This is a genomic window from Heliobacterium chlorum (assembly GCF_014502795.1).
Lineage (GTDB): Bacteria > Bacillota > Desulfitobacteriia > Heliobacteriales > Heliobacteriaceae > Heliobacterium > Heliobacterium chlorum.
This window is the reverse complement of sequence record NZ_JACVHF010000090.1, coordinates 1-1,450: the sequence shown is the minus strand read 5'-3', so window position 1 is coordinate 1,450 and position 1,450 is coordinate 1. Positions and strand designations below refer to the sequence as shown.

General features: G+C 50.8%; 1 protein-coding gene. It reads left to right on the top strand.

The features are described 5' to 3' along the window. Positions 1-89: 89 nt before the first annotated feature. Positions 90-1,450, top strand: a 1,361-nt coding sequence (locus H1S01_RS22810; protein WP_188042153.1) for a hypothetical protein, incomplete at its 3' end; no start/stop codon positions are given.

The window sequence follows — 1,450 nt, the reverse complement described above, 5'->3', positions numbered from 1 at the left end:
GCCTAAACATAATAACTCCCTTTCGAAATCTGAAACACTCGATAGATACTGCCGGGCTGCGTAACCGGATTTATGTGAGGGGAGGAACGATGCTTTCTGATCCCTTCGTCTATGAAATTAAAGCGGATGGTTCAGCCCGGACATGGCCCCTTCCCCACAAGCCTCATAACTTGACTATGCAAATATCGGCGGCAGCGGTAACGGTGGGGACGGAAAGTGTGGATGGTGAATCAAGCGTAGCCTTTTTGGTAAATGTCAATGAAAAGTATGTGAAGGCTTGCAAACAGACGGCAACCCCGGTAAATGGGGCGGCCTTGACGTTTACCTATCAGTATGATGTAGACGTTATCACCACGGTGGACGATCTAGGATCGCAAGAAGCCCTTGCAGCGGTGCAGGGCGGAGATGGGGTTTATGAACATGCGATCATCGATAAAGACCTGTCTACGATTGAGGCAGCGGAAGCGGCGGGACTGGGTGACCTGCGACAGAACGCAAACCCGAAAGTTCGAGGCAGCTTTGAAACCGAAGTGCCGGGATGGGTGCCGGGTCGGTACGTGTCCATCGACCTGCCGGATCGCGGCATTCAAAATACTTTCCTCATCCAAAAAGTGACCATTACCCCATTGACTCCCGATGTGTGGTCGTATCAAGTGGATTACGGCGGGCGGTTGGTGGGAATCCCCGATATGTTGCAAGCACTGGTCAGTGCCCAGAAGACCGGATTAAACGAAACAAGCCTGCTAAACAAGTTTGTTTATGGAACAGAAGAAATTCACTTCAGGGATCAGCTTGTAACCCAGACGGTTCAGCTTCCCTACAAGGTTGAGAGAAGCAAAGAAGAATTTTTCGACCAAATCCCCTATACCGTAACTAAGATAGAAGACACGCAAGCCGATTTCCAAACCGGAACCCTGACCAACGTGCAGGCGAATACGGACGGATCGCTTTCTCTTATATCCACAGCGAGCAGCGGAAGCCGGGTGCAGCAGTTTACCCTATCCAACCTAGGAAAAGCGGACCAATCTAAAATTCAATGGGACATGATGGCGGGATCGCTGGCGGAAGATCAATTTTTAACTATGAACAATTCATGGATAGACGTGGGCGGGTCTTCGACAGTAACAAAGTTCATTCTGAGTGATACGACGGCAACGGATGGAAGTTGCCTGCGGTGTGCCGGGGGCACGGTGTGGTATGTGATGAACAATCCAATCCCTTATGACCCCACAAAGTTATATGTAATTAAGGCGAGAATTCGTCAAGCGGTGGACTCAACGGTGGGCGGAACAGCCTGCTATGTCGGCGTGGAAGGGCTGGCGGCAGATGGCGTTACGATGATGAATACAAACGGGGCGAATGACCATGCAAATCAATTTTATTACGCGGCATGTGGAACAACCCTGACGGCCGCCGGGGGTTGGCAGAGTTTTAGCGGCTATATCAAAGG